Source organism: Microbacterium sp. LWH11-1.2 (assembly GCF_038397745.1).
GTDB lineage: Bacteria > Actinomycetota > Actinomycetes > Actinomycetales > Microbacteriaceae > Microbacterium.
On sequence record NZ_CP151636.1, the window covers coordinates 969084 to 992783 of the forward strand.

A 23700-nucleotide genomic window follows, 5' to 3' on the forward strand; every position below is an offset into this window, starting at 1 on the left:
CCCGCGCGCCGCATCGACGCACGTCGGCCGGGTCGGATGCCGTTAGGCTCGACGGGTGCGTCTCGTCATCGCCCGCTGCTCGGTCGACTACACCGGTCGGCTCAATGCCCATCTCCCTCTCGCCACGCGTCTGCTCGTGCACAAGGGAGACGGGAGTCTGCTCGTGCACTCCGACGGCGGCAGCTACAAGCCGCTGAACTGGATGAGCCCGCCGTGCTCGCTCTCCAGCGAGGAGCCCGGCGAGGAGGAGGCGAGTGCCGGCGTCGTCGAGGTCTGGCGCGTCACGCACAAGAAGACCGGCGACGCCCTCCGCGTGCAGATCTACGAGATCATCCACGACACGTCGCACGAGCTGGGCGTCGACCCCGGCCTGCAGAAGGACGGCGTCGAGGCCGACCTGCAGCGGCTGCTGGCCGAACAGGTCGACCGCATCTCGGAGGGCGCGACCCTCGTGCGCCGTGAGTACCCGACGGCGATCGGCCCGGTCGATCTGCTGGTGCGGGATGCCGACGGCGCCGCCATCGCGGTCGAGATCAAGCGCCGCGGCGACATCGACGGCGTCGAGCAGCTCACCCGCTACCTCGAGCTCCTCGGGCGCGACCCGCACCTCTCCCCCGTGCAGGGCGTCTTCGCCGCGCAGGAGATCAAGCCCCAGGCGCGCGTGCTCGCCGAGGACCGCGGCATCCGGTGCCTCGTGCTGGACTACGACGACATGAAGGGCATCGAGTCCGGAATCCCCCGCCTGTTCTGAGGTTCGAAGGCCGATCAGCTCCATCAGCACTTCCGGCTCCTGTCCATGTCTCTCCGCAGTTGCTTCGGACTATAGAGGGCCTCTCGAGGGCGGTGCGCAAACCGTGGAGAACACCATCCGCTGCACACCTGTGCAGGAGGAGATGACGTCCACCCACGGCCCGTAGGCTGGAGGCATGCCCTCTTCTTCTCCCTTTTCGTGCGTGCTCTGGGACGTCGACGGCACCATCGTCGACGCCTCCGTCGGCATCCTGCGACGCCTGAATGTCGCCCTCACCCACTTCGGCCGGCCGGCGCCGACCCGCGAGGAGCTGATCCACTGGATCGGTCCGCCGATGTTCCAGTCGTTCCAGGACCAGGCCGGCATGACCCCTGCCGAATCCGCGGAAGCCGTGACCTTCTATCGCACACTCGGCAAGGCCGACGGCTACACGACCGATGCCGCGACGTACCCCGGCATCACCGAGCTGATCCACGATCTGCATGCGGCGGGAGTGCCGCAGGCGACGGCGAGCTCGAAGCCGGAGATCCAGGTCGACGCCCTGATCGACCACTTCGGCCTGCGCCCGTCATTCCTCACGACCGTCGGTGCCACGCCTGACGAGTCGACCCTCGCCTCCAAGACCGACATCGTCGCCGAGGCCCTGCGCCGTCTGAAGGAGCTCGGCGCCGACACGTCGAGGCCCGTGCTCGTCGGCGACCGGCACCACGACGTCGAGGGCGGCAACGCCAACGGCGTCCCGGTGATCTTCGTCGAGTGGGGTTTCAGCGATCAGCACGAGGGAGACGAGGCGGCATTCCGCGCCGCCTCGGTCGACGAACTGCGCGCTCTGCTCCTGGCCTGAAGGGGGCCGAGGCCCTCGAATCGGGCCCGAAAAGCACAGAACTCCCCGCCGGATGTCGCACGAGGCGAATCCGGACGGGGAGTTCTGTGATTCGCCCGCTCTTAGAGCGGACGGATGTTCTCTGCCTGCAGGCCCTTGGGGCCCTGCGCGACATCGAACTCGACTCGCTGGTTCTCATCGAGAGACCGGTAGCCGGATGATTCGATGGCGGAGTAGTGCGCGAAAACGTCAGCGCCGCCGTCGTCGGGGGAGATGAAGCCGAAGCCCTTCTCCGAGTTGAACCACTTGACCGTGCCCTGAGTGCTCATGTACTGCCTGTTCGTTCTACTGATGAAGAAGCCGACGCAGGTATGCCCCGACATCGCTAACGGTAGTGGAGGCGGCCCCGAGGGGAAGAGCGCGGGCAAGAAGGTAACCCAAATGTTGCAAGAGCGGCATCCGGCCGTCACACGGCCGGCTGGCTGACCGGAGGCATCGGGCACCTCGAACGTGCCCGGAAAATGGTGTGGCCCTCACCGCGGGGGGAGCGATGAGGGCCGAAGACGACCGGAGGGTGCGTCAGAAACAGCCTAACCCTTTTTCCATGCTCTTGTCCCCCTTTTGGGGGACAAAATCGAAAATCGGTGGGAGGATGGTCGATAGCGGCCCCCTCGAATAGTCCATTGGGGACTGAACTACTCGAGAGGGCCCAATCGCGCGCACGGATCGTCTTGCCTCTGGGGAAGGCAGCCCGTCCTCTGGGGAGAGACGGAGACGATCGATCCCCTTGTGCACGCACCTTCACCATAGGGGAGGATGCGCGATCGGCGCCATGGACCCGTCGGGTGAGCACGATCCGCGAACGTCGAGACGCTCATCCCCCGCATTCAGGCCGCTCCGCTCCGCTTCGGGCGCCTCCACCGCACCCGGCCCTGCGTGATGGCGATGCCGAGCACGACGACACATGCGGCGTTTCGCGCGACGCAAGCACCGGCGGACTTCGGCCATCGCTTCCGCTCTTGCGGACGTTCTCCCGCTCCATCGCGGGTAGCCTGAGGCGGTGACGATGCTGAACAAGGACATGACGCTGTGCATCTCGCTGTCGGCGCGGCCGAGCAACAACGGCACGCGGTTCCACAACTTCCTCTACGAGGCGCTCGAGCTCAACTGGATCTACAAGGCCTTCGCCCCGACCGACCTCGGCCAGGCCATCGCCGGCGTGCGCGGTCTCGGCATCCGCGGCTGCGCGATCTCGATGCCCTATAAAGAGGACGTCATCGCGCTCGTCGATCGGATGGATCCGTCGGCGACCGCGATCGACTCGGTCAACACGATCGTGAACGACGACGGCGTGCTCACCGCGTACAACACCGACTACTCCGCCATCGCGCAGCTGATCGAGCGCAACGGTCTCGATGCCGGGTCGTCGGTGCTGCTGCGGGGCTCGGGCGGCATGGCGAAGGCGACGGCTGCGGCCTTCCGCGACGCAGGATTCACCGACGTGACGATCATCGCCCGCAACGAGGCGAACGGCGGCGCCCTGGCCCGGCTCTACGGGTTCGACTGGCTCCCGGATGCCGGTGCCGCCACAGCCGATGTGCTCGTGAACGTCACCCCCATCGGCATGGCGGGAGGAGCCGAGGAGCACGCACTCTCGTTCCCGGCCGAGACGATCGCCGCGGCATCCGTCGTCTTCGACGTCGTCGCGCTCCCGGCCGAGACCCCCTTCGTGGCTGCGGGGCGCGCGGCGGGCAAGACCGTCATCACCGGCGCCGAGGTGGCGACGCTGCAGGCGTTGGAGCAGTTCGTGCTCTACACCGGCATCCGTCCTTCTTCCGACCAGGTGCGCGCGGCCGAGGAGTTCATGCGTGACGCACGGTGAACGAGCCGTCGGATAAGCGGAAGTTCGTGATCGGGAGCACGATACCTGGGTAGCCTAGGCGCATGAGCGCGCCTCGCATCGCCCCACGGTCCATCGCCCGGCGGACGACCGCCGCCCTCGCCGCCACGGCGATCGCGGCACTCGTGCTGGCGGCGTGCACGGGCGGCGGCGACGAGGGCACGACGACCGACGGCAGCCAGGGCTTCCCCGATGACGGGTGCACGCACATCACCATCGCGACCTCGTCGGAGAAGGTGAACATGCTCGACGAGCTGGCCGCGGCGTTCAAGGACTCCCCGGAGCACGAAGGCCTCGAGACCTGCGCCACCGTGCGGCCGACCAACGTCTCCTCGGGCAACGCCGCCCGCTACCTCACGGCGGGAGACGACTGGCCGAGCGACGACCGCGCGCTCTGGCCCACGCTCTGGTCGCCTGCATCCACCGTCTGGACCGACCGCGTCGCCGCGGCCGCATCGCCGAGCCTCGTCGGCGAGCCCGCGTCGTTCACGCGCACGCCTGTCGTGTTCGGGATGCCGGAGCCGATGGCGAAGGCGCTCGGCTACCCCGAGAAGCCGATCAGCATCACCGACCTCGAGGGGCTCTGCCAGGACCCGAGCGGATGGGGCAGCGTCGGCAAGGACATCTGGGGCGCATTCAAGATCTCGAAGACGAACCCGAACACCTCGACCACGGGTCTCTCCACGATCCTGATGCAGTCCTACGAGGCATCCGGCAAGGCGGACGCGCTCACCTCCGAGGACGTGGATGCCGCGGCCGATTTCTCGCGCGTGTTCGAGGAGTGCGTGATCCACTACGGCGACACGACCGGCAACGTGCTGTCGACGCTCTACGACGAGACGCAGAACGGCGCCAACGGCTCGGCCTACGTCTCGGCGGTCGCGCTCGAGGAGACCTCGCTGCTGAACTACAACCAGGGCAACCCCGACTCGCACACCGTGCAGCCGGGCGAGACCCTGACCCCGCCCAAGACCAAGCTCGTGGCGGTGTATCCCGCCGGCGGCTCGATGTGGTCGGACAACCCGGTCACGGTCCTCGGGGCCGACTGGGTCACGGCCGAACAGCGCGCGGCCGGCGAGGCGTTCGCGGAGTTCCTGCAGTCCACGCCGGCGCAGAAGGTCCTGCCGGAGTACGGGTTCCGCCCGCTCGACGAATCGGTTCCCCTCGGCGACCTGTTCACGGCGAAGTTCGGCGTCGACCCCGCGCAGCCGGCCGTCACGCTCCCCAAGCCCGAGGTCGACGTGATCTCCACGGCCATCGACCAGTGGACGCAGGTGCGCAAGCCCTCGTCCGTGCTCGAGCTCATCGACATCTCCGGCTCGATGGACGACCCGATCGGCGACGGCCGCTCCCGGCTCGACGGCGCGATCGAGGGCGCGCAGACGACGCTCGGTCACTTCCGCTCCTCCGATGAGGTCGGCGTCTGGGCGTTCACGACCGGCATCTCGTCCGACGAGGGCGACGGCATCCAGGTGCTGCGCGACGTCACGGCCCTCGGAGCCGACGGTGAGAAGCTCGACTCCTCGCTCGACGACCTGCGCTATGCGCAGCGCAACGGCACGCCCCTCTACGACGCGGTGCTCACGGCGTACGAGGCCATGAGCGAGCGCGCCGAACCGGGACGCATCAACGCGATCGTCGTGCTGTCCGACGGCGAGGACACGGATTCCACCACCTCTCTCGACTCGCTGATCGCGAAGATCGGCAAGAGCTCGAAGGAGGGCGGCGACGACGCCCCGGTGCGCATCTTCACGATCGCCTACGGCGAGGGAGCCGACCCCACGGCGCTGCAGCGCATCGCGGACGCCACCGGCGGCCAGATGTTCGACGCCTCGGATGCCGAGCGCATCGATCTCGTCTTCGCCTCCGTGATCAACAACTTCTGAGGTGGGAATGTTCATCGCCGCGGCATCCGATCCCAGCGGGGTCGACGACGCCATCGCCGCACTCCAGTCGGGGAACATCTACGTCGCGCCGAAGGTGCCGGACGCGTCGGGGGTGACGGATGCTCTGACGGGCGTCGTGCCCGACGACGGGTCGATCGCGGTCGTGGTGCTGCCGGAGGGCGCGGACATCAGCAGCGTCTACGCCCTCGAGATCCTCGACAGGCTGACCGAGCGTTCACCCCAGCAGACGATCGTGCTCGCCGTGGGTGACGACGTGCAGGCGGATTCAACCGTGATCGGCAGCGAAGAGGCCCTGCGCATCGCCAACGAGAGCGAGAGCGCGGCGGGCGGCGACACGCAGGCGGCGCTCGTCGAGACCGTGCAGCAGATCGTCGAGGAGAGCCCGTCATCTCCCGGGGGTTCGGTCGGCGGCGGCGCGGACTTCCTCCTGCCGGTCGTGATCGGCGGCGTGGTGATCGTCGCGGGCATCGGCACCGCGATCGGCCTGATCGCCCGGCGCCGCAGAAAGCCCGCGGCGAGCGCGGATCCGGTGCCGGCCGGCATCCGTCTGCGGGTGAACCGCCTGCGCGAGCTGCGCGCCGATTACGCGTCGCTTCCGGGCAATCCGGTCGCGGCGGAGACGGCAGCCGGCATCGACGCGCTCGCCTCGCATGTCGAGCAGCTGTTCGTGCGCCTCGACGCGAAGGCCGGCGAGGACCAGGGCGTGCTGGCCGAGGCGGAGTACTCCGACAAGCTCGCCCGACTCGTGGCGGCGCTCGACCGCGACTATCTGCTCGATCTGCTGACGCGCCCTGATCTGTGGGATGCGCCGGACGAGCGCGTCGGCGAGGTCCGCGAGGCACTCGCCGCCGTGTCGACGCAGATCGTCGACAACATCAAGCAGGTGAACGCCCGCAAGGGACTGCTGTTCCAGGTGTCGCTGGATTCGCTGATCGGGCGCTCCGAGCTGCGCGACTGGGAGCGGCAGTTCAAGAAGAGCGCGGGAGAGTGACCCGGTTCAGCCCGCGTTCCCCTCGGCGAGGTACGCGAGGCGGTGCAGCGTCTCGGCGTTGCGCCAGCGCAGCATCGGCGTCGTGAGGAAGCGCGGGACGATGGTGGCCGGGCCCTTCACCGGTTCCTCGTCGATGCGCACCAGGCACCCGGAGCTGAGCCTGCGCACCCGGATCGTGACGCTCGCCTCGCCGACCGGCCAGCCGCGGGCCCGCAGGACGGCGCGGTGCGGCGGGTCCCACTCCTTCATCTGCGTCGTGTCGTCGAGCAGGGCGGGCCACACCCCGAAGGAGTGGTGGAGCTCGGCACCCGGGCCCGGCCACGCCTCGTCCACGTCCCGCATGCGCGAGGCACCGACGACCCAGGTCGGGTAGAGCCAGCCGTTCCCGAGCACGCGGAACACGTCATCCGGTGTGCAGTCCATCGCGCGGGTGTTGGTCGCCATCCTGTCTCCGTTCCGCCCTCATCGTGCGGCCTCATGAGCGACCCGGCGAGGTGCTTGACAAGTCCCCCTCGGCTCGCGTCGCACGCGTGTGGGCCATCGTGGCGGATGTGTCAACCCGCTTCCGACATTCCTCGATGCGAGGAAACCTGGGGGAGACGTCGACGTCGACGCCCATGGACATGCGAGGTCGGGGAGACGCGCCACGGAGGGTGTGACGGGCTCCTCCCCGGCCTCGCAGCAGTTCAGTCGGAGGCGGGGCGGGTGCCGATGCCGGGTTCGTCGTTGTGGGCCGACTCGTACGACTCGGCTTCCTCTTTCGCCGCATGCTCCGTCGCCTCGTCGACGCCCACGGCATCGACGGCACCCGAGTCCGCTCCGCCGCCGCCCGCCGGGGTGTCGCCGACGTAGAGCAGCTCGCCGGAGCCCTCGCCTTCGCGCGCCTCGAGGTGCTCCGTGATGCGCGCCTGCGCGTCGGATTCGGCGGGCGAGGCGGCGTTCCCGCCGCTCATTCTGCGGTCCGCAGGTCGGTCGGGGCTTCACCGCTGTACGGAGTGCCTTCGTCCTCCCGTGCGAGGTCGCCCTGTCCGTCCTCGCCGAGCTCGGCCTCGAGGGGCTCGTCGCCCTGCGTCTCGGGCTGCTCGACATCCGTCGGGAAGATGCCGTCGATCGGATCCATGCTGTTGATGAGGCCTTCGGGGTTCGACATGGTGCTCTCCTTCGGTTGGAGGCTCCAGGATCGATCGGATGCCGCGCCGGCGCAGGTCCGTTGACAGAGGGCGTCGGCGGCGGTATCGCGGGCGGCGCAGATCGAGCTGCGCCTCTTCAGAACCGGATCAGGCCGGGGCGGCGGTCGAGGCTCGCACGATGAGCTGCGAGCCGAGCGTCACGACGTCGCTGACGACGGTGCCGGAGATCGCCTGGAGGAGCAGGTCGACCGCGAGGGCTCCGCAGCGGTCGATCGGCATCTGCACGGTGGTGAGGCCCGGCGTCACAGCACCGGCGAGATCGATGTCGTCGATGCCGACGATGCTGATGTCATCGGGGCAGATGCGACCGAGCTCCGACATCCCGGCCTCGAGTCCGAGCGCGACCAGATCGTTGTAGGCCACGACCGCCGTCGCGCTGCTGGCTGCGGCGAGCGCGGCGGCGGCGCGACCGCCCTGGATCGACGCGGCGTGATGGCTGAGGCGCGTGAGGCGGATGCCGTGGCGCTCGCATGCGCGGGAGATCGTGTCGAACCGGCGGGCATCGGCCCAGGAGCCGCGCGGGCCAGAGGCGTACGCGACGTGCTGGTGGCCCAGGGCGACGAGGTGCTCGATCGCCTGGGTGGGTCCGTGCTCGGTGTCCATGACGACGCACGGCGCCCCGTCGATCTGCCGGTTGACCACCACGTACGGGGTGCCTCCGACCAGTGCGAGGACCTCCTCGTCGGGAAGGCGCGGTGAGCACAGCAGCATGCCGTCGAGCTTGCGCGCCTGCTCGATCTGCTCGCGCTCCCGGCGGAGGTCTTCGTCGGCGTCGAACAGCACGATCCGGTGGCGGCCGTGCCAGGCCTGACCCTGGATGGCCTTGAGGAGCATCGCATAGACGGGGTTCGCGATGTCAGGGACGATGACCCCGATGGTCCGCGTGGCGACGCTGCTCTGCGGGTTCGTGTACCCGAGATCGACGGCGGCCTGCAGCACCCGCTCGAGTGTTCCGCCGGCGAGCCGATCCGGCTCGCCGAACGCCCGCGACGCCGTCGCGATCGACACGCCGGCCCGCCGTGCCACGTCGGTCAATGTCGCCGCCACGTCCCGCCCTTCGCTCACTGTCACTCTATGATCGTCCATCCCACCATGTAACGGGTTGACAAGTTTGTACAAACCATTCACACTGTTTTACATGACGATCATCGCCGATCACCCCCGCCCCGAGCGCGCAGGCATCCTGCATCTCGGTCTCGGCAGCTTCCACCGGGCGCACCAGGCCGTCTACACGGCCGCCGCTCTTCCGGCCGGCGGCGACTGGGGCATCGTCGGCGTCGCCTCGCGCTCTCGCACGGTCGTCGACGCGATGCACGCGCAGAACCTCCTCTACTCGGTCGCCACCATCTCGCCCGACAGCACCGCGCTGACGGTCCCCGGCGTGCACACCGACGCCTTCGTCGGTGCCGAGCAGCCCGAGCGCGTCGTCGCACAGATCGCCGACTCCGGCATCCGCATCGTCACCCTCACCGTGACGGAGAACGGCTACAGCTACTCCGCCGCCACCCAGCACCTCGACCTCGACGACGCCACCGTGCGCGCCGACCTCGGCGGAGGCGCCCCGCGCTCCACGATCGGGCAGCTCGCTCGCGGCCTCCAGGCCCGGGCATCGGCGGGCGGCGCCCCGATCTCCGTGCTCAGCTGCGACAACCTCGCCTCGAACGGCGCCCACACCGAGAAGCTCGTCCGCGAATTCCTGCAGGCGCTCCCGCAGGGCGAAGGCGCCGAGGCGCTCACGTACCTCGACCAGGCGGTCACCTTCCCCTCCAGCATGGTCGACCGCATCGTCCCGTCGACCACGCCCGAGCTGCGGAACCGCGTCAGCGCCCTCCTCGGTGCCCATGACGAGATCCCGGTGCCGGCCGAGCCGTTCACGATGTGGGCGATCGAAGACCGCTTCGCCGGCGGACGCCCCGCCTGGGAGGCCGGCGGCGCCGTGTTCACGACCGAGGTCGGTCGGTACGAGCAGATGAAGGTGCGGCTGCTCAACGGCACGCACTCGCTCATCGCCTACCTCGGCGCTCTCCGCGGCGTCGCGACCATCCCCGAGGCGATCGGTCTCGAAGACGTCGCACGCGCCGCGCTCTCCGTTCTCCGCAGCGAGTACGAGCCGTCGATCGAGGTTCCGTCCGGCGTCGACATCCGCGACTACGAGACGCAGCTGTTCGAGCGCTGGGGCAACAGCGCTCTCGGCCACCGCACCAGCCAGGTCGGCACCGACGGATCCGTCAAGCTGCGCCAGCGCATCCCCGAGCCTGCCATCCAGGCGCTGGCCCGCGGTGAGATGCCGCACCTGATCGCCCTCACCATCGCCGGCTACCTCTCGTGCATCGCTCCGCTCCCGGGCTTCGACCCCGGCCCGCACGCGGCGGCGATGACGGATGCCGCGCGCGAGCGCCTCGGCGCTCTCGCAGCGACCGCGCGCACCGGTCGCGAGCTCGCCGAGCGCGTGATCTCCGAACTCCAGCTGTTCGGCGACGGGCTCGCCGGGCAGGACGCCTTCATCGCCCGCGTCGGTGACCTGATCGATACGATCCAGCGTCAGGGCGTCGGCTCGGCCATCGCCGATGCCGTCTCGGCGTCCCAGACCATCACGAAGGAGCTGCAGCCATGAAGGCTCTCGCCATCCACGGCAAGGAAGACATCCGCTGGGAGGACCGCGAGGTTCCGGCGCCCGGCGAGGGCGAGGTGCGCCTCCGCGTGAACTACGTCGGCATCTGCGGCTCCGACCTGCACTACTACTTCCACGGGGCGAACGGCGAGTACACGATCCGTGAGCCGCTGACCCCCGGACACGAGCTGTCGGGCGTGGTCGACCTCGACCCGTCGGGTCGCCTGGCCGCCGGCACCCCGGTGACCGTGCACCCGGCGCGCTACGGCCCCAGCATCTCCGGACTCGAGGACCGCCCGCACCTGCGCCCCGGCGGCGACTACTTCGGCAGCGCGGCCGCGAACCCGCACCGCCAGGGGGGAGCCTCCGAGTTCCTGATCGTCGAGGAGCAGATGATCCGCGTGCTCCCCGAGTCCCTGCCGCTCGAACGCGCTGCCCTCGCCGAGCCGCTGGCCGTCGCGATCCACGCCGTGGGTCTGGCGGATGAGGTGGCGGGGAAGCGGGTGCTCGTGATTGGCGCCGGTCCCATCGGCCTGCTCGTCGTCGCGGCCGCCCTGCACGCCGGAGCCGCCGTCGTCGGCGCGAGCGACGTGCGCATCGAACCGCTCGAGCGGGCTCAGGCTCTCGGCGCGACCGAGGTCTCCCTCGTGGGCCGCGACGCGATCGACGACGAGTCCTACGACGTCGTGTTCGAGTGCTCCGGCGTGGGCGTCGCCCTCACCCAGGCCGTTCGCGCTGCACGCCGTGCCGGGACCGTCGTCCAGGTCGGCATGCTCCCGAACGCCGACATCGGGGTGAACCTCGCTCCGATGCTCGCGAAGGAGCTGACGATCCGCGGGGCCTTCCGCTTCTCCACCGAAATCGACGACGCGGTCAGCATGCTGGCCGAATCCGGCGCGCTCGACTCCGTCGTCTCGCACGTCATCCCGGCATCCGACGCCGTCCGGGCATTCGAGATCGCTCGCGACTCGTCGGCCTCGGCGAAGGTCCTGCTCTCCCTCTAAACACCCTCCCTGTTCCTGGTCCGAAGGAGTACCTCACATGTCCGAATCACAGACGACGGCTCAGGCCGTCGACGACCCCGCCGCGAAGAGGTCGGTCCGCGACCTCGTCCGCGCCGCCGTCTCCGGCTGGCTCGGCACCGCCCTCGAGTTCATGGACTACCAGCTCTACTCGCTGGCGGCCGCCCTCGTCTTCGCCGATCTGTTCTTCTCCTCCGAGAACCCCGCCATCGCGGTCGTCGCGGCCATGGCGACATACGGAGTCGGCTACGTCGCCCGCCCGGTCGGCGCATTCTTCTTCGCGCGCCTCGGCGACAAGACCGGTCGCACCAAGGTGCTGTTCTACACGATCCTCCTGATGGGGCTCGCGACCACCCTCATCGGATTCCTGCCGACGTACAACCAGGTGGGCATCCTCGCGCCGATCCTGCTCGTGCTGCTGCGCATCGCACAGGGCTTCGGTGCCGGTGCGGAGATCTCCGGCGCCGGCGTCATGCTCGCCGAGTACGCCCCGGCCAAGCGCCGCGGCATCATCGCGTCGCTCGTCGCCCTCGGCACCAACTGCGGCACGCTGCTCGCATCCGGCATCTGGGCGATCCTCCTCGTCGCATTCAGCGAGCAGGAGGTCATCGACTGGGCCTGGCGCATCCCCTTCATCGGCAGCGCGGTCATCATGCTCTTCGCGATCTGGGTGCGCTTCAACCTCAAGGAGACCCCGGTCTTCGAGGAGCGCGACGACGTCGTCGACGGCAAGGCCCTGTCCAAGGCGGAGACCATCCAGCTCGCCACCGAGACCGGCGATGTCCGCACGCTCGAGGCCATGCAGCGCAAGCCCCTCAAGGCGTTCGCGATCGCGCTCATGCTCCGCTTCGGGCAGGCCGGCAACTCCGGCATGATCCAGACGTACCTCATCAGCTACATCACGGTCGTGCTGCTGCTGGATCGCTCGATCGGCGTCAACGCCGTGATCGTCTCGTCGCTCGTCGCCTTCATCACGGTTCCGCTGTCGGGCTGGCTCGGCGACCGCTTCGGCCGCAAGCGCATGTACATCGTCTGGGCGGTCATCGCGCTCATCGTCATCGTCCCGACGGTGCTGATGATCAGCAGCAAGGACACCGTGCAGGTCTTCGTCGGCTACGTCGTGCTGCACAACCTCGCCGTGATGAGCTTCGCCTCGCTCGAGAACCTCACCCTCCCCGAGCTCTTCGGCTCCCGCAACCGCTACACGTACACGGCCATGGCACGAGAGATCGCCGCCATCGTCGCGACCGGCGCGGGTCCCGTCATCGCAGCCGCGTGGGTCTCGGCCGTCACCGGCTCGTTCATCCCGATCATCATCATGCTCATGATCTTCACGCTGAGCGCGCTCATCGCCGCGATCTGGATGCCGGAGGTCGCCGGTCGCGACCTCACCGATCCGCGCGACGCGATCTGACCGAACCGCTCATCCCGACCAGGGGTGCGGGCGCCCGAACGCCCGCACCCCGCACCCCTCCAGGAGAACGACATGACCATCGAGCTCGTCGACGTCAACATCACCAGCCCCGGCCGCAACTTCGTGACGCTGAAGATCACGACCTCCGACGGCATCACCGGGCTCGGCGACGCCACCCTGAACGGCCGCGAGCTCGCTGTCGCCTCCTACCTCGCCGACCACGTCGCCTCGATGCTGATCGGGCGCGACGAGGACCGCATCGAGGACACCTGGCAGTACCTCTACCGCGGACCCTACTGGCGGCGCGGGCCGATCACCATGGCCGCGATCGCCGCCGTCGACATGGCCCTGTGGGACATCAAGGCCAAGAAGGCCGGGATGCCGCTGTACCAGCTGCTCGGCGGAGCCAGCCGTGAGGGCGTGCGGGTCTACGCACACGCCTCCGGCACCGACTACGCCGCCCTGAAGAACGCGATCGCCGGCTACGAGGAGCTCGGGTACACCGCCGTGCGCGTGCAGACCGGTGTTCCCGGACTCGGTCAGATCTACGGCGTCTCCTCGAGCGGCCCCGGCGTGCGCTACGACTACGAGCCCGCCAAGCGCTCCGGCGACCGCCCGAGCGAGGAGACCTGGGACACCCGCAACTACCTGAACCACATGCCGGGGATCTTCTCGCAGATCCGCGAGGATTTCGGCACCGACCTGCGCATCCTGCACGACGGACACCACCGCATGTCGCCGATCGAGGCCGCCCGCTTCGCGAAGGACATCGAGCCCTACGACCTGTTCTGGCTCGAGGACTGCACCCCCGGTGAAGACCAGACCGCCCTGCGCCTGGTGCGCCAGCACTCCACCACGCCCCTCGCGATCGGCGAGGTGTTCAACTCGGTCTTCGACTACCAGACCCTCATCACCGAGCGCCTGATCGACTACGTGCGCTCGGCCGTCACCCATACCGGCGGCATCACCGCCATGAAGAAGCTGCTCGACTTCGCCGCGATCTACGGCATCAAGTCCGGCATCCACGGCCCGACCGACATCTCGCCCGTGGGCATGGCCGCGGCCCTGCACCTCGACCTCGCGATCCACAACTTCGGCATCCAGGAGTACATGCCGCACAACGCCGAGACGCTCGAGGTGTTCCAGACCTCGTTCACGTTCGACAAGGGATTCCTGCACCCCGGCGACAAGCCGGGTCTCGGAGTGGAGCTCGATGAGGATGCCGCAGCCGGCCACGAGTACACCAAGGCCTACCTGCCGGTGAACCGTCTGCTCGACGGCACGGTCCATGACTGGTGAGGTCCGCCGGGTCGCCCTGCCGCAGCGCACGGTCGATTCCCGGCTCGTCGTCGTCGCTCGTGCACACCGTGCCGAGGACTACGACACCGTGCTCGATGTGCTGATCGATGCCGGCATCCGCAGCGTCGAGCTCACCCTCACCACTCCCGGGACCTTCGACCGGCTGCCGCACCTGCTCGCGCAGTACGGCGACGTCACCGATCTCGGCGTGGGCACGGTGACGAGCGCCACCGACCTCACCCGAGCGGTCGATGCCGGCGCGAGCTATCTCGTGACGCCGATCACGTCCACCGCGTTCGTGGAGCAGGCGACGGATGCCGGTGTCGCGATCGTCCCCGGAGGGCTCACACCGACCGAGCTGTTCGCCTCGTGGTCGGCGGGCGCGGCGGCCGTCAAGATCTTCCCCGCCGGCCAGGTGGGACCCGGCTACCTGAAGGATCTCCGCGGACCGTTCCCCGACCTCGTCGCGGTGCCATCGGGCGGCGTCGACCTGGCGGGCGCATCGGCCTGGCTGGCGGCCGGAGCCGTCGCGGTGAGCGTCGGCGGACCGCTGCTCGGCGACGCCTTCTCGGGCGGCGACCTCCTCGCGCTGCGCGACAGGGCCCAGGCGTTCGTCGAGGTCTGCACGCCGTGACCGCTCCCTCCGTCGTCACGCTCGGCGAGACCATGGCGCTCGTGCGCGCGACCGAGATCGGGTCGCTGCGTCACGCCCACGGTCTCGCGCTCGGCATCGGAGGGGCGGAGACGAACGTCGCGATCGGACTGTCCCGCCTCGGCGTCGCCGTGTCGTGGCTCGGACGCGTCGGCGACGATTCGCTCGGCGAACGGGTCGCGCGAGAGATCCGTGCCGAGGGCGTCGATGTGCGCGTCGTGGTGGATGCGGATGCCCCGACCGGGCTCATGGTGAAGGAGCGGCCGTCGGCGTCGTCGACCGCCGTGCACTACTACCGGGCGGGGTCCGCCGGATCGCGGGTGTCCGGATCGGATCTTCCCGACGGCTGGATCGAGCGGGCCGCGCTGCTGCACGTCACCGGCATCACGCCGCTGCTGTCGTCGACGGCGCAGGACGCCGTGCTCACCGCCGTCGCCCGTGCGCGATCCGTCGGCGTGCCGGTGAGCTTCGACATCAACTACCGATCCGCGCTGGCTCCGGCGGCCGTGGCCGGCCCGATCCTGCGAGAGATCGCGGAGCGCGCCGACATCGTGTTCGGCGGCGAGGACGAGTTCTCGATCCTTTACCCGGATGCAGCGCCGCCCGAGGCCGCGGCACTGCTGCGTGATGCCGGCTGCACGACCGTCGTCCTGAAGCGCGGACCGGCGGGCGCGACGGCGTTCGTCCGTGACGCGGCGTTCGAGGCGCCGGGCTTCACGATCGACGCGATCGACACCGTCGGCGCCGGAGACGCGTTCGTCTCGGGTTACCTGAGCGCCCTGCTCGAAGGCCTCGACGTCGACGCGGCGCTGCACCGGGCGAACGCCTGCGGCGCGATGGCCTGCCTCACGGCCGGGGACTGGGAAGCAGCACCGACGCGGCGCGACCTGGAGCGCTTCCTCGACGGCGACGCGGACCCGGTTCGGCGCTGAAGAAGGTACCGCAGGCAGGTTTCTCGCTGATCCTTCTCAGCTCGCAGAGAACGGCGACACGAGGACGACCACGATCGGAACGACACCCAGGACGATGCCGACGACGGCCAGAAGCTTCGACCGCGAGATGATCGCTGCGACGATGCCGAGAAGAACGGCGATCGCGCCGACGACGGGCGCCGCGTAGAAGAACAGGACGGCGAGAACGGACCCTGTCGACAGCCCCTGACCGTCGGAACCGCCCGCGATGAGCCAGAAGGCGATGATCATAACGGTGGCGAGAGCACCCGCGACCACGGAGCCGATCGCGACGCCGCGACGTGAGCCGCTCGGCGGGTTCGTCGTCATGCTGAGGAGTCTAGCCAGACATCGATCCGTTCTCCGCGCTTCTTCCGCAGCTCGACGCTGCCGTTGCGAGCCTCGCCATCATCACGCCGGACACGGTGTATGAGCTGGCGTGAGGGTCACTTCGGCTCGTGGGTCGGCAGGGAGCCCCTCATGCACGTGCTCACGCACCCCTTCTGGTGGTACGAGAGAGTCCCCGCAGAGAACTACTAGGACGGCGGGGTCGGGCGGGGAAGCGCGTCCATCCCCCGGGTCCGCTATCGTCAGAACCATGCTGATGGTGATCGTCGCGAGCCTGGTGGCGATCCTCATCTGGGCGGTGCTCGCCGCGCGGCTCGAGCGCTGGCATGTGTCGGGACCCGTCGCGATGGCGTGCGCCGGGATCGTCACGGGCCTGCTGGTCGGTCCCGACATCGGAACCGACCTGAACACCGACATCGCCGAGAAGACCGCCGAGCTCATCCTCGCCGTGCTGCTGTTCGTCGATGCGACGGAGGTGCGCGGCGGATTCCTCGCCGGTGAGCGCGGTCTCGTCGGCCGTCTCCTGGGGATCGCCCTGCCCCTCACCATCGTCGTGGCGTTCGGTCTGGGCGTGCTGCTCCTGGACGGCTCGTCCTGGGCGGTCCCGTTGGCCATCGCCTGCGTGGTGATGCCGATCGACTTCGCGCCGGCCGCGCATCTGCTGCGCGACGGGCGATGGCCGCGGCGCGTCCGGCACACCGTCGCCGTCGAGAGCGGGTACAACGACGGCATCTTCTCCCCGGTGTTCGCGTTCGCCCTGCTGTACCTGTCGCAGTCCCACACCGAGGACCTCGGAACCGCCGTCGGCGCCGCACTCGAGGCCGCCGGGATCGCCCTCCTGGTCGGCGTGGTCATCGGGGCCGCATCCGGAGCCCTGGTCTGGGTGTCCGTCCGACGAGGCTGGACCCGCACCAGCGGCGTCCGGATCGTCATGGTGCTCGTCCCGCTGATCGTCTACGCCATCGCCACCCCCCTCGGAGGCAACGGCTTCGTCGCCGCCTTCCTCGCGGGCATCGCGTACAAGCTCTGCCGCAACGCTCGCGCCGACGGCCAGACCGACATCCCCGCCGCAGAGCTGAGCGCGGTCGAGGACCTGGCCACCACCACGTCGCTGATCATGTGGTTCGTCTTCGGCGCGGTCGGCGTCCTGGTCCTCGAGATCGGGTTCCAGTGGACGTGGATCCTGTTCGCGCTGCTGGCCCTCACCCTGGTCCGTCTCCTCCCGGTGCTGATCTCCCTGCTCGGCAGCCGTCTGCCGTGGCGGGAACGTATGGGCCTCGGGCTGCTCGGCCCTCGCGGCACCTCATCGATCGTGTTCGGCCTGCTCGCCTACAACGCGATGAACGACGACGACGCCGACATCGCGGTCTACGTGATGGTGGTCGTCGTGCTCGGAAGCCTGATCCTGCATGGACTCGCCATGGCCGTGCGCTCGAGACATGCGCACGAGTCCGGCTCTGAGCCGCATGCCGAGGCCGCCCACTAGCCGCCGCTCTTCGCCGGGCGTCGTCACCGATGTTCCCGCGCGGCGCTTGCGCCGCCTCCGACGGCTTTCCTGCCAGTATGAGGGGCGTGAACTCTCCCAGCGCTTCCCCGTCCGGTCAGGACGAGGGTCCCCGCACCCTGACCTCCGAGCATTACGAGATGGCGGACTTCGCCCGTGTCCGGAAGTTCGACGCCCACGTGCACATCAACGTCGATGACCCGGCTCTCGTCCAACTGGCGCTCGAGGACGGTTTCGAGCTGTTGACGATCAACGTCGACGCGCCGGATTTCACGCCCATCGCCGATCAGCGTGCGATCGCGATCTCGATGGCCGAGGCCTACCCGTCGGAGGTGCACTGGTCGACGTCCTTCTCGATGCACGGCTTCGGTGAGCCGGGGTGGGCCGAGCACGTGACCGCCGATCTGGCCTCGGCCACGGCCGAGGGCGCGCGTGCGGTGAAGTTCTGGAAGGACATCGGGATGGGTGCCGAGGACCCCGACGGTCACCTGGTCATGCTGGACCACCCGGGACTCGTGGCGATCGCGGAAAGGGCGCGCGAGCTCGGGCTGGTGCTGATCGGCCACCAGGGCGAGCCGCACAACTGCTGGCTGCCGCTGGAGCAGATGACGACCGAGAACGACCGCCGGTACTTCAGCCGTCGGCCCCAGTACCACATGTACCTGCATCCCGATCTGCCCGGCCACGACGAGCTGATCGCCATGCGCGACCGCTTCCTCGCCGCACTGCCGGGACTGCGCTTCGTCGGCGCGCACCTGGGCAGCCTGGAGCACGACGTCGATCAGCTGAGCGCCTTCCTCGACCGCTTCCCGGATGCCACGGTCGACATGTCCTCGCGCATGAGCCAGCTGCAGTTCCAGTCGCTGCAGGATCATGAGCGCGTTCGGGACTTCTTCATCCGGTACCAGGATCGGGTGCTGTACGGCACCGACCTGTCCTTCCACCCGAGCGCCGATCCGGTGAGGTTCTGCCGCGCCGCGCATGCCATCTGGACCTCGGACTGGCGCTATCTGGCGACGGCCGAGAGCCAGAGTGTCACGGCACTGGATGCCGACGTCCCCGGCCTGGCGCTGCCGCGCGACGTCATCGACAAGGTGTACTACCGCAATGCCGTCCGGGTGTTCGGGATCGACGCCGCGGCCGCCGGCTCCTAGTCCTTGCCGCCACGGACGAGTTCGAGCCCGGCTCCGGCGAACTGCCGCAGGGTCGCATCGGGCAGGAAGGCCCGCGTGAGCGCGCCGCCGATGCGGGTGAGGTCGCTCTCGTCGCGGAACAGCAGGTACATGGTCTCGTAGCGCGGGTGGAACTTCTGCTTGAACCGGTGCAGCGAGCCGAAGCCGTAGACGGGCTCCAGCGCCTCGGCGAGCTTGTCGCTCAGCGCGGCGATCACTCCGGCATCCGGCGGATAGTCGTGCGCGAGCGGAGCACCCGAGAGCGACATGATCTCGGCCCCCTCCTCCGAGAACTGCCGGGCCGAGGAGCCGATGAGGTACTCCATCACCGGGCCGAAGCCGCCGTCTCGTCGTCGCATGAGGTCGAGGGTCCAGCCGCGCACCACGCCCTCGTCGCCGTAGACCGGAAGCCAGGACAGGAATCCGTCCACATCCCCGTTCGGCGCGAGAGCCAGCGCCAGCCGCACCTCCGGGTCCTCCGCCTCATCGAGCGTGCCGAGCGTGAAGCGCATCTCGGGCAGGTCCTTGTCTCCGACCCAGGCCTCCGAGATCGCGCGCAGCTGCTGCTGCACGCCCCATGACTCGGCCTTGAGCTGCGTCATCTTGAACGTCATCTCCTCGCGGCCGGCGCGGTTGAGCGAGGACCGCACCGAGTTCCAGCGCTTGCCGGTGAACTCGAGGCCGGCGAGGTCGACGATGGTGTCATCGGCCACGACGATGCTCCGCCACGTCGACGGCACCGCGGCGAGCGTCGCTGCGTCGGCGCTGAAGAAGCAGGGCACGAGACCCGCGTGCTCGGCAGCGCTGATGAAGCCGGCGACGGCATCCGCTCGTTCCGCAGCGGGGCCGATCGGATCCGCGAGCGCGAGGGCGACCCCGTTGCGGCGCTGGTAGGCGACCACGCCGCCGGGCACGCGCGCGTAGCTGTTGCCCTCCCAGGTCGTCATCCACGACAGCGTGCCGCCGCCGTGCGTGCGCAGCTCCTTCTTCACGTCTTCGAGGGTCGGGGCCGGCTGGGGCCCCAGGGTCGAGCGTCGCTTCGCACGGAACGCGCGGCGCACCCACACCAGGTACCCCAGCATGATCAACCAGAGGAATCCGCTCGCGAGGGCGAGCTCGGTCTCGCCGTCCCAGCGCAGGTCGAGCTGAGCCTGGCTGAACACGGTGATGAGGGTGAGCACGAGAGCCGCGACCAGCACGTTGAAGATGCCCAGCAGCAGCGCGAGCACCCAGGCGAACCGCCGTCCGCGGCGCAGGCCGTTCGCGATCACGAGGATCACGACGACGTCGATCGCCAGGTCGATGAACCCTCCGGATGCCGGTTCCGTCTCTCCGAACGGGCCGTCGGTCGGGACGAAGGTCGTGATGATCTCGACGGCACCGAGCACGAGCAGCGCGACCACGGCGATCAGCCTCTGCTCGCGCACGGTCGTGTGCCGCACGCGCATCGACCGGTCGACGACCAGGATCAGCAGCACGGCGAGCAGATGCTCGAGGTCGGCGACCTTGCCCCAGAACAGCATCGCGATGAACACGAATCCGAGCAGGATCAGCCACCCGCGCACCCGCCACGGCGGCCGGAACAGGCCGACGGCCGCGGCGATGCAGGCCATGGTCCCGCCGGATGCTCCCACGTCGAGCGCCTGCGCCTGCGTCGTCGCCCATGCCCACGGGAACTGGGAGAGCGCGAACAGCAGCAGTGCGGTGGCGAAGATCGCGAACAGCTGGCCGATCCAGTAGTACGCGAGAGCGACGCGTGACCCGCGGCGGAACTCCACGTAGGCCATGCCCCAGAAGCCGGTGATGGTGAAGATGTACACCCACGGCTGGTTCACGAAGAACGTGCCCGTCAGGGGCGTCCACCACTTCCCCTCGGCGAGGTTCGGCAGCCCGTACGCCACGTTCCGGAACAGGGCGGAGTCCTCGAACGACGTCCACAGCCCCGCCCAGACGACCCCCACGACGAGGATCAGCAGCACCATGGTCAGGGTCGCGGGAATGCGCCGCACGACGGAGACGACAGGGTGGGGCTTGCGCGCGGGGGCCTCGCTCATGCGCTCAGCGTACCGGTAGACGGTGGCGCGCCCGCGAGGTCAGAAGCCGATGATCTCGCGGTAGCGCGGCTTGTGCCCGGTGCGGATGCCGGTGACGCTGGGCTTGTTCTCGTAGACGCCCGCGCCCCAGTTCCCCTCCACGAGGACGGGTCCGTCGGGAGACACCACGATGTCCCATCCGACGTACTGCACCTGCGGCACGACGCGCGCGACCTCGTCGATGAAGGCCCGCACCTCGTCCATGTACGGCAGCTGGAAGTCGGCGATGCGGAAGCCGCTGTCCGGGTGGTTCTCGTGCACATGGCCGTGCGAGTCGTAGCCGGCGCTGACCGCGTGGCCGTTCTCGTCGAGCATCGTGTAGAAGCCGCCGAACGTCATCTGGTCGCTCACCGCGCCGCGACCGAACTTCTGGGCCATCGCGAGGATGTGCGCCTTCTCGCCGTCGAAGAACGCGGTGACGCGCGTGGTGTTGACGGTGCCGGGGCAGACGGCCGCCAGGTCGTCGTGCTGACGGATGACCTCTTCGATCAGCAGCTCGCCGCGGGCGAGCAGACCCCGGTGGAAGTCGTCCCAGTCCGTGACGTCGGCGGCGTGGTAGCGGTGCACGCCCGTCCCCGCCTGGCCGACCGGCTCCTTGGTGACGATCGTGCCGAGGCGCTGGGTGAGCTCGCGGACGGCATCCGCATTGCCCTCCTCCACGACCAGCCACTCGCGGTGCAGGTGCTGAGCGAAGTGCCGGTCGAACGCGACCTTGTCCTGGAAGATCCAGCGGAAGTCCGGGTGGTCGTAGCGGTGCGACAGCAGGTTGGAGACGGGGTGGGTCATGTACGTCTCGCGCTCCGCCTTCGTGAGCATGGCGAAGTCGTAGTCGATGTAGTCCTGGAACCCGACGTTGTGCCGAGCGGCCGACCACAGCATGTCGACGACGATGACCGGCACCGCCTTGTGGTGCTGCTTCGAGGCCTCCTTGGCCCGCTCCATCACCGATCCGATGTCGATGCGACGCGCGCGTCCCAGCAGATAGTGGATGCGGGTCCCGAGGGAAAGACGTGACATGAGGCTCCGAGGGTAGGGGTCCCGACCAGTCTACGGGGGGCGCGAACGGCGACCCTGGGACCCCGAGGGCCGCGAGTGCTCGGGACGCAGGGGCTCAGAAGCCCTCCGGCTCCCGCGGCGTGTAGGCGCTCTCGAGCTGCGCCAGCTCGGCGGATTCCAGACGGATGCCGGTGGAGGCGACGGCATCCTCGATGTGCTGCGCACGGGTGGCGCCGACGATCGGCGCGGTGACTGCCGACTGCTGTGCGACCCAGGCGAGGGCGATCTGCGCGCGCGAGACGCCGCGCTCCGCGGCCACGCGGCCGACGGCATCCACGATGGCCCGGTTCGACTCCTCTTCTCGGCGATACAGGGTCGCGCCGAACTCGTCGGTCGCCGTACGAGCGGTCGTCTCCTCCCAGTCGCGGGTGACGCGACCCCGCGCGAGCGGCGACCAGGGGAGCACGCCGACGCCGGAGTCGAGGCAGTACGGGTGCATCTCGCGCTCCTCCTCGCGCTGCAGCAGGTTGTACTGGTCCTGCATCGAGACGAAGGGCGTCCACCCGTTCTTCACGGCGACGTGCTGTGCCTTCGCGAACTGCCAGGTCCACATCGACGAGGCGCCGATGTAGCGCGCCTTCCCGGAGCGCACGACGTCGTGGAGCGCCTCCATGGTCTCCTCGATCGGCGTCTCCGGGTCCCAGCGGTGGATCTGGTAGACGTCGACGAAGTCGGTGCCGAGCCGCCGCAGGCTGGCGTCGATGCCGGAGAGGATGTGCGCGCGGCTGAGCCCGGCCTGGTTCGCGCCCTGCCCCATGCGACCGTGGACCTTCGTGGCGATCACGACCTGGTCGCGCTGCGCGAAGTCGGCGAGCGCGCGGCCGACGAACTCCTCGCTCGTGCCGTCGGAGTACACGTCGGCCGTGTCGAACGTCGTGATACCGGCTTCGAGCGCCTGCCGGATGAGGGGACGGCTGGTCTCCTCATCGAGCGACCAGCGGTGGGTGCCGCGGTCGGGTGCGCCGAAGCTCATGCAGCCCAGCACAACCGGCGAGATGCGGAGTCCGGTGTTCCCCAGCCGTACGTTGTCGGTCGTCTCCAGCATCCGTCTTCTCTCCTCTGTCGTCAGCGCGTGTCGTTCCAGCCTTGCACGTTCCGCGACCGCGCCGACCCGGCCCCTTCCCGCAAGGGCGCCGCTCGCACACAGAGGGGCCGCTCGACGGGAAGGACGCGTCTACTCGATCTGACCGATCGGCTCGCGCTTCTCGGCCTGGAACTGATCCTCGGCGCGGCCCCGGGCCCAGTACGCCGAGATCGACAGGGATTCACGCGGAACCTCGCGCTGCTTCAGAACCGCGCGCACCTCCTTGATGGTCCCGCGCTCTCCGTGGGCGAAGACATGCGGGTGGCCGTCGGCCCAGGGAAGGTCGACGAGCGCGGCGAGAAGCTCGTCGTCGGTCTGCATCCAGGTCACCGTCAGCCCGGCCGGCGGCACGGGAAGGACGCGGTCTGCGGGATCGGCGACCGAGAGCAGCACGTGGCCCCGAGCCCCGATATCCATCGCTTCGACAGCGGAGGAGATCGCGGGCAGGGCCGTGTGATCCCCCACCAGCAGGTGCCAGGGTGCCGTCGGATCCGGGCGGTAGCCGCCGCCGGCGCCGCTCACCACGAGCACATCTCCGGGCTGCGCTGCGCGCGCCCAGGGTCCTGCAACACCCTCGTCGCCGTGCACGACGAAGTCGATGACGAGGCGCTGCGCGACGGGATCGGCCGAGCGGATCGTGTACGTCCGCCGCGTCGGGAGCTTCTCCGGGCTCTCCTCCCGCAGCTGCGCCAGATCGTATGGAGGCGTCAGCCCGTGAGCCGGATCGGCGAACAGGATCTTGACGTACTTGTCGGTCGAGTCGTTGTCGCGGAACGCGGCGTACCCGTCGCCGCCGGCCGTGATCCGGATCAGGTCGGGGCTCACCTGCTCCACCTGCTGAACCGTGAGGACGGCCTGTTCGGGTGCGCGGCGCGGCTGCTCTTGTGTCATCGGGTCTCCGGATTCATGGCGAGTGGTCGATCCCAGTCTGCC

The 23700-nt window shown here is 69.2% G+C and carries 23 protein-coding genes; 13 read left to right on the forward strand and 10 right to left on the reverse strand.

The genetic code is table 11. The features are described from left to right. The first annotated feature begins 55 nt into the window (after window positions 1-55). Both nucS and MRBLWH11_RS04555 read left to right on the forward strand, forming a co-directional pair. Window positions 56-751 (forward strand): endonuclease NucS, encoded by a 696-nt coding sequence (gene nucS / locus MRBLWH11_RS04550; protein WP_341946894.1) that lies wholly within the window; start codon window positions 56-58, stop codon window positions 749-751. Window positions 752-926: 175 nt separating this feature from the next. Beyond that, complete coding sequence (locus MRBLWH11_RS04555; RefSeq protein ID WP_341946895.1) at window positions 927-1595, forward strand: HAD hydrolase-like protein; 669 nt, start codon at window positions 927-929, stop codon at window positions 1593-1595. Window positions 1596-1696: 101 nt separating this feature from the next. On the opposite strand, the gene MRBLWH11_RS04560 is transcribed toward MRBLWH11_RS04555, so the two are convergent. Continuing rightward, on the reverse strand, window positions 1697-1903 hold the full coding sequence (locus MRBLWH11_RS04560) for a cold-shock protein (protein WP_046014597.1): 207 nt from the start codon (window positions 1901-1903) through the stop codon (window positions 1697-1699). Between the two features lie 731 nt (window positions 1904-2634). On the opposite strand from MRBLWH11_RS04560, the gene MRBLWH11_RS04565 reads away from it, so the two are divergent. The 3 genes from MRBLWH11_RS04565 to MRBLWH11_RS04575 all read left to right on the forward strand — a co-directional run bounded on the left by MRBLWH11_RS04565 (window position 2635) and on the right by MRBLWH11_RS04575 (window position 6372). Next, entirely contained in the window at window positions 2635-3456 is an 822-nt protein-coding gene (locus MRBLWH11_RS04565; protein WP_341946896.1) for a shikimate 5-dehydrogenase, read from the forward strand. A 62-nt stretch (window positions 3457-3518) separates the two neighbouring features. After that, window positions 3519-5360 carry a substrate-binding and VWA domain-containing protein gene (locus MRBLWH11_RS04570; RefSeq protein WP_341946897.1) on the forward strand — a complete coding sequence of 614 codons (1842 nt, stop codon included), beginning with the start codon at window positions 3519-3521 and terminating at the stop codon, window positions 5358-5360. 1 nt (window position 5361) lies between these two features. Continuing rightward, window positions 5362-6372, forward strand: a complete 1011-nt coding sequence (locus tag MRBLWH11_RS04575) for a hypothetical protein (protein WP_341946898.1) — start codon at window positions 5362-5364, stop codon at window positions 6370-6372. A 6-nt stretch (window positions 6373-6378) separates the two neighbouring features. Here the strand turns inward: MRBLWH11_RS04575 and MRBLWH11_RS04580 are convergent, their stop codons facing one another. The 4 genes from MRBLWH11_RS04580 to MRBLWH11_RS04595 form a co-directional block, all read right to left on the reverse strand. Then, window positions 6379-6816: an SRPBCC family protein gene (locus tag MRBLWH11_RS04580; RefSeq protein WP_341946899.1), complete on the reverse strand. Its 438-nt coding sequence runs from the start codon at window positions 6814-6816 to the stop codon at window positions 6379-6381. Window positions 6817-7058: 242 nt separating this feature from the next. Beyond that, complete coding sequence (locus MRBLWH11_RS04585; RefSeq protein ID WP_165807955.1) at window positions 7059-7325, reverse strand: hypothetical protein; 267 nt, start codon at window positions 7323-7325, stop codon at window positions 7059-7061. Next, window positions 7322-7522, reverse strand: a complete 201-nt coding sequence (locus tag MRBLWH11_RS04590; protein ID WP_341946900.1) for a hypothetical protein — start codon at window positions 7520-7522, stop codon at window positions 7322-7324. The genes MRBLWH11_RS04585 and MRBLWH11_RS04590 overlap by 4 nt, the downstream gene beginning before the upstream one ends. Before the next feature lie 127 nt (window positions 7523-7649). Beyond that, window positions 7650-8633, reverse strand: coding sequence for a LacI family DNA-binding transcriptional regulator (locus MRBLWH11_RS04595; RefSeq protein ID WP_341946901.1), 984 nt, complete (start codon window positions 8631-8633; stop codon window positions 7650-7652). Window positions 8634-8700: 67 nt separating this feature from the next. Here MRBLWH11_RS04595 and MRBLWH11_RS04600 point away from each other — a divergent pair, with 67 nt between their 5' ends. The 6 genes from MRBLWH11_RS04600 (at window position 8701) to MRBLWH11_RS04625 (ending at window position 15492) form a co-directional block, all read left to right on the forward strand. Then, a complete protein-coding gene (locus tag MRBLWH11_RS04600) occupies window positions 8701-10176 on the forward strand; it encodes a mannitol dehydrogenase family protein (protein WP_341946902.1) in 1476 nt (491 codons plus the stop codon). Beyond that, window positions 10173-11177, forward strand: a complete 1005-nt coding sequence (locus MRBLWH11_RS04605) for an L-idonate 5-dehydrogenase (RefSeq protein ID WP_116633286.1) — start codon at window positions 10173-10175, stop codon at window positions 11175-11177. The genes MRBLWH11_RS04600 and MRBLWH11_RS04605 overlap by 4 nt, the downstream gene beginning before the upstream one ends. A 37-nt stretch (window positions 11178-11214) precedes the next feature. Continuing rightward, entirely contained in the window at window positions 11215-12609 is a 1395-nt protein-coding gene (locus MRBLWH11_RS04610) for an MFS transporter (protein ID WP_116633287.1), read from the forward strand. 72 nt (window positions 12610-12681) lie between these two features. Then, window positions 12682-13908: a D-mannonate dehydratase ManD gene (manD, locus tag MRBLWH11_RS04615; protein WP_341946903.1), complete on the forward strand. Its 1227-nt coding sequence runs from the start codon at window positions 12682-12684 to the stop codon at window positions 13906-13908. Next, entirely contained in the window at window positions 13898-14542 is a 645-nt protein-coding gene (locus MRBLWH11_RS04620; protein WP_341946904.1) for a bifunctional 4-hydroxy-2-oxoglutarate aldolase/2-dehydro-3-deoxy-phosphogluconate aldolase, read from the forward strand. Before manD ends, MRBLWH11_RS04620 begins: the two co-directional genes overlap by 11 nt. Further along, a complete protein-coding gene (locus MRBLWH11_RS04625; RefSeq protein WP_341946905.1) occupies window positions 14539-15492 on the forward strand; it encodes a sugar kinase in 954 nt (317 codons plus the stop codon). The genes MRBLWH11_RS04620 and MRBLWH11_RS04625 overlap by 4 nt, the downstream gene beginning before the upstream one ends. A gap of 36 nt (window positions 15493-15528) precedes the next feature. Here MRBLWH11_RS04625 and MRBLWH11_RS04630 read toward each other — a convergent pair whose 3' ends face one another. Next, window positions 15529-15840, reverse strand: coding sequence for a hypothetical protein (locus MRBLWH11_RS04630; RefSeq protein WP_341946906.1), 312 nt, complete (start codon window positions 15838-15840; stop codon window positions 15529-15531). 268 nt (window positions 15841-16108) lie between these two features. Here MRBLWH11_RS04630 and MRBLWH11_RS04635 point away from each other — a divergent pair, with 268 nt between their 5' ends. Together MRBLWH11_RS04635 and MRBLWH11_RS04640 are read left to right on the forward strand one after the other, a co-directional pair. Beyond that, window positions 16109-17344, forward strand: a complete 1236-nt coding sequence (locus MRBLWH11_RS04635) for a cation:proton antiporter (protein ID WP_207769857.1) — start codon at window positions 16109-16111, stop codon at window positions 17342-17344. 86 nt (window positions 17345-17430) lie between these two features. Continuing rightward, window positions 17431-18516, forward strand: a complete 1086-nt coding sequence (locus MRBLWH11_RS04640; RefSeq protein ID WP_341946907.1) for an amidohydrolase family protein — start codon at window positions 17431-17433, stop codon at window positions 18514-18516. Here MRBLWH11_RS04640 and MRBLWH11_RS04645 read toward each other — a convergent pair. From MRBLWH11_RS04645 to MRBLWH11_RS04660, 4 genes are all read right to left on the reverse strand, one after another. Beyond that, entirely contained in the window at window positions 18513-20588 is a 2076-nt protein-coding gene (locus MRBLWH11_RS04645; RefSeq protein ID WP_341946908.1) for a DUF2156 domain-containing protein, read from the reverse strand. The genes MRBLWH11_RS04640 and MRBLWH11_RS04645 overlap by 4 nt on opposite strands. A 39-nt stretch (window positions 20589-20627) precedes the next feature. After that, on the reverse strand, window positions 20628-21644 hold the full coding sequence (locus tag MRBLWH11_RS04650) for a sugar-transfer associated ATP-grasp domain-containing protein (protein WP_116633294.1): 1017 nt from the start codon (window positions 21642-21644) through the stop codon (window positions 20628-20630). A gap of 94 nt (window positions 21645-21738) precedes the next feature. After that, on the reverse strand, window positions 21739-22728 hold the full coding sequence (locus MRBLWH11_RS04655) for an aldo/keto reductase (protein WP_116633295.1): 990 nt from the start codon (window positions 22726-22728) through the stop codon (window positions 21739-21741). A 129-nt stretch (window positions 22729-22857) separates the two neighbouring features. Beyond that, complete coding sequence (locus MRBLWH11_RS04660) at window positions 22858-23658, reverse strand: siderophore-interacting protein (protein ID WP_341946909.1); 801 nt, start codon at window positions 23656-23658, stop codon at window positions 22858-22860. Between the last annotated feature and the right edge of the window lie 42 nt (window positions 23659-23700).

Coding starts and splice junctions, on each gene's coding strand:
- MRBLWH11_RS04555 (WP_341946895.1), top strand. CDS start 927: ATGCCCTCTTCTTCTCCCTTTTCGTGCGTGCTCTGGGACGTCGACGGC.
- MRBLWH11_RS04560 (WP_046014597.1), bottom strand. CDS start 1,903: ATGAGCACTCAGGGCACGGTCAAGTGGTTCAACTCGGAGAAGGGCTTC.
- MRBLWH11_RS04570 (WP_341946897.1), top strand. CDS start 3,519: ATGAGCGCGCCTCGCATCGCCCCACGGTCCATCGCCCGGCGGACGACC.
- MRBLWH11_RS04580 (WP_341946899.1), bottom strand. CDS start 6,816: ATGGCGACCAACACCCGCGCGATGGACTGCACACCGGATGACGTGTTC.
- MRBLWH11_RS04585 (WP_165807955.1), bottom strand. CDS start 7,325: ATGAGCGGCGGGAACGCCGCCTCGCCCGCCGAATCCGACGCGCAGGCG.
- MRBLWH11_RS04590 (WP_341946900.1), bottom strand. CDS start 7,522: ATGTCGAACCCCGAAGGCCTCATCAACAGCATGGATCCGATCGACGGC.
- MRBLWH11_RS04600 (WP_341946902.1), top strand. CDS start 8,701: ATGACGATCATCGCCGATCACCCCCGCCCCGAGCGCGCAGGCATCCTG.
- MRBLWH11_RS04605 (WP_116633286.1), top strand. CDS start 10,173: ATGAAGGCTCTCGCCATCCACGGCAAGGAAGACATCCGCTGGGAGGAC.
- MRBLWH11_RS04610 (WP_116633287.1), top strand. CDS start 11,215: ATGTCCGAATCACAGACGACGGCTCAGGCCGTCGACGACCCCGCCGCG.
- manD (WP_341946903.1), top strand. CDS start 12,682: ATGACCATCGAGCTCGTCGACGTCAACATCACCAGCCCCGGCCGCAAC.
- MRBLWH11_RS04620 (WP_341946904.1), top strand. CDS start 13,898: ATGACTGGTGAGGTCCGCCGGGTCGCCCTGCCGCAGCGCACGGTCGAT.
- MRBLWH11_RS04630 (WP_341946906.1), bottom strand. CDS start 15,840: ATGACGACGAACCCGCCGAGCGGCTCACGTCGCGGCGTCGCGATCGGC.
- MRBLWH11_RS04635 (WP_207769857.1), top strand. CDS start 16,109: ATGCTGATGGTGATCGTCGCGAGCCTGGTGGCGATCCTCATCTGGGCG.
- MRBLWH11_RS04645 (WP_341946908.1), bottom strand. CDS start 20,588: ATGAGCGAGGCCCCCGCGCGCAAGCCCCACCCTGTCGTCTCCGTCGTG.
- MRBLWH11_RS04650 (WP_116633294.1), bottom strand. CDS start 21,644: ATGTCACGTCTTTCCCTCGGGACCCGCATCCACTATCTGCTGGGACGC.
- MRBLWH11_RS04655 (WP_116633295.1), bottom strand. CDS start 22,728: ATGCTGGAGACGACCGACAACGTACGGCTGGGGAACACCGGACTCCGC.
- MRBLWH11_RS04660 (WP_341946909.1), bottom strand. CDS start 23,658: ATGACACAAGAGCAGCCGCGCCGCGCACCCGAACAGGCCGTCCTCACG.